Source organism: Peloplasma aerotolerans, from assembly GCF_030012175.1.
Lineage (GTDB): Bacteria > Bacillota_I > Bacilli_A > Acholeplasmatales > Acholeplasmataceae > Peloplasma > Peloplasma aerotolerans.
Genome location: NZ_JASCXW010000066.1, coordinates 1 through 2904, shown reverse-complemented (window position 1 = coordinate 2904; position 2904 = coordinate 1). Strand labels below are relative to the sequence as shown.

The window sequence follows — 2904 nt, the reverse complement described above, 5'->3', positions numbered from 1 at the left end:
CGTGCTTATGATTGCTTTATCTAATCCGAATGAAAGAGAAACTATAGTGAAGATTATCATAAACTTAATTAATCAAAATAATTAGCAAAGTTACCAATAATTAGTGTGTTATCGTAACCAAAAACAACCGTGAAACAAAAATGTTCATGTCAGTCTAGTCTGTTAGTCACTGAAAAAAACGTGAACCCCTACGGTTCACCAAGATATATATGAAACGCTCTTCTCACTTGTGGGAAGAACTTTTTTTGATATCTATTTATGTATTTGATAATTTAACAATTCAGTATAGTCAGCTAGAGTCACAAATGACTGAATCCTATTATATACTAGGTTTAACTGGTATAATATAGTTAAGAAAAGGATGTGTTTATATGAAAAACCTTACGATGAATAATGGATTAACATTTCCTGTGCTAGGAACAGGAACAAATACTTTTGGAAAAGAAAATAACAATTTTAATGGCAAGATTACTAATGACACAAAAGAACTTCGTTCTGCAATTGAATTAGGTTATAGATTAATTGATACTGCAATTTATTATCGTAATGAAGAAGTCATTGGAAAAGCAGTTAAAGAATCCAATATTGATAGATGTGAGTTTTTTATTACTTCAAAAATTCCTACAGATAAAGAATTTATTGAAACGGATGAACTTGTTCAAAAGCATGTAGAACAATCACTTAAAGCAATCGACTTGGATTATATTGACCTTTACTTAATTCACTTTCCACATGAATCAAATGAAGAGAACTTAAGAGTGTGGCGCATATTAGAAACATTTGTTGAAAAAGGTCTTATAAAATCGATTGGAGTGTCAAACTTCAAAGAAGACCAACTATCTTATTTGATTAAGCATGCTAGAATTAAACCTGTACTCAATCAATTCCAATCATATCCTGGTAAACACCAACAATCATTAATCGATTTTTGTAAAGCAAATGATATTATTCCTGAAGCATATCAATCACTTGCTAAAATTAATGATAAAACCAAAAATATATTAGTAGAACTAGCTAATCCATATAATAAAACATGGAGTCAAATAGTCTTAAATTATCAAGTTAGTGAAGGTTTAGTAGTGATTCCTAAATCACATAACAAACAACATCAACTTGAAAACATCGATATTTTCGATTTTGAGTTAACAAAAACGGATATAGAAACTATTAAAAATATATAATGTGATTAAGCTCTTGCGTCAGCTCTTTCAATGGTATAATGAGTTAGAATATAAAGGGTTAATGCGAACAATTTGAGCAACACTTAATCCGAAAATAATGAAATATGAGGATTGATATGAAGCGAGAAGAAATGTTTATACAATATTTACAGAAATGGCAGTCTAAAAATGCAAGTGTTAACTTTAATAAAAACTTGTGGGCAGAGACTACGCTGCTTGCTTATTCTAGTGTTTTAAAAAATATCGTTTATGATTTAAAGATTGACAATAAGCACATAAAAAAGAATTTATACGAATACGATGATGCTAAGGAATATTTGATTGCATATAGAGAAATTATAAATCATGAGAACTTTAAAAGTTTGCAGAATTTCCCTATCGCAAAAAAATCTTTAGGAAGATATCTTGATTTTCTTTATGGACTAAAGAAATCATGATGAGAAATAAGGTCGAATCATTTATATTCACATATTTCGTGAAATAATGGAAGATTTATTATAAATTGGCAAATTATATAGCAATTTAAGGGATGCTATGGCTTTATTGTATCAATTGTGTATAAATATTAGGGTTTTAGTCAATAAGAGTGTATAATTATATATGGTTAAGTCAGCAATGACTATTAATTATAATAAAAAAAAAGGAGTAATCGACATGACAGGAACAGTTAAATGGTTTAATTCGGACAAGGGATATGGATTTATCTCTACAGAAGAAGGCAAAGATGTATTCGTACACTTTAGCGCAATTCAATCTAATGGATACAAATCACTTGAAGAAGGCAGTAAAGTTGAATTTGATGTTGTAAATAGCGATCGCGGCGAAACAGCAGCAAACGTTACTAAACTATAATTTTCAATGAGCCTATAGATAAGATTATTAAAAAATAAATTGGCAAAGCACCTATTTATGAATAGGTTACATATATCTTTCAATAATTTAAATGTCTATAAAAACATGAAATACTCTTCTCATCCGTGAGAAGGGTTTTTTTGTATAAGTAGTATAATATGATTTTCAAGAATCATAATCTACTTCTATGTTGACCGCTATGCAATAGAAAACATAAGCACATTTAAGACATATTGCTAGTAGATTATATCTAACTATGAATTATTGGTAGATAAGTCAACTTATGTTGACATAAATTTTAGTGATTTCTAGGTGTTAGTGACAGATAGTGCAAGAATCGAAAAAAATTGTACCAAAAATAAATTTTAAAATATCAAATGGTCAGTCATTAGATTAGCTATTGATACACGAATAAATAGTTGTTTTCTTGTCATTTAGATAATTGTCAATCATATGTATAGTAAAGCATACAGGAGAGTAAATATTTAACTTTGAGGAAAACTTGACCAGATTTATGAACCTCTAGTGATTACATATATCAATATGAAAAGCTCTTTTGACATTGATATGATCCCCTTAAAGTAGACACTACAAACAATTAAAGTTGTAGATGTTTATAGAAAGGGGATTTTTTCTTGATTTATAGATAGGTCAAGTTCTCCAGTTCATTCAAAATTGAATTTTGAAATATTCAAAAATGTGTATAATTCAATTTAAAGTTTCTTGAAATTGTGAATGGCTATGAGCTTGAAATCAAATTAGAATAAGGTAATCGGCACATGGATCAAGCATTCATTTAAAATCAAATCAAGTATTTACTAGGAAAGAAACATGATTTTTTGTATAGTTAAAGTATCTAAATATGGTATAA

General features: G+C 28.5%; 3 protein-coding genes. All 3 read left to right on the top strand.

Annotated features, from left to right (window positions below; genetic code table 11):
• The first annotated feature begins 371 nt into the window (after positions 1–371).
• The 3 genes from QJ521_RS09500 to QJ521_RS09490 all read left to right on the top strand — a co-directional run bounded on the left by QJ521_RS09500 (position 372) and on the right by QJ521_RS09490 (position 2033).
• On the top strand, positions 372–1181 hold the full coding sequence (locus tag QJ521_RS09500) for an aldo/keto reductase family protein (protein WP_282840239.1): 810 nt from the start codon (positions 372–374) through the stop codon (positions 1179–1181).
• Positions 1182–1297: 116 nt separating this feature from the next.
• Positions 1298–1618, top strand: coding sequence for a hypothetical protein (locus tag QJ521_RS09495; RefSeq protein ID WP_282840238.1), 321 nt, complete (start codon positions 1298–1300; stop codon positions 1616–1618).
• Positions 1619–1835: 217 nt separating this feature from the next.
• Positions 1836–2033: a cold shock domain-containing protein gene (locus tag QJ521_RS09490; protein ID WP_282840237.1), complete on the top strand. Its 198-nt coding sequence runs from the start codon at positions 1836–1838 to the stop codon at positions 2031–2033.
• Positions 2034–2904: the final 871 nt, after the last annotated feature.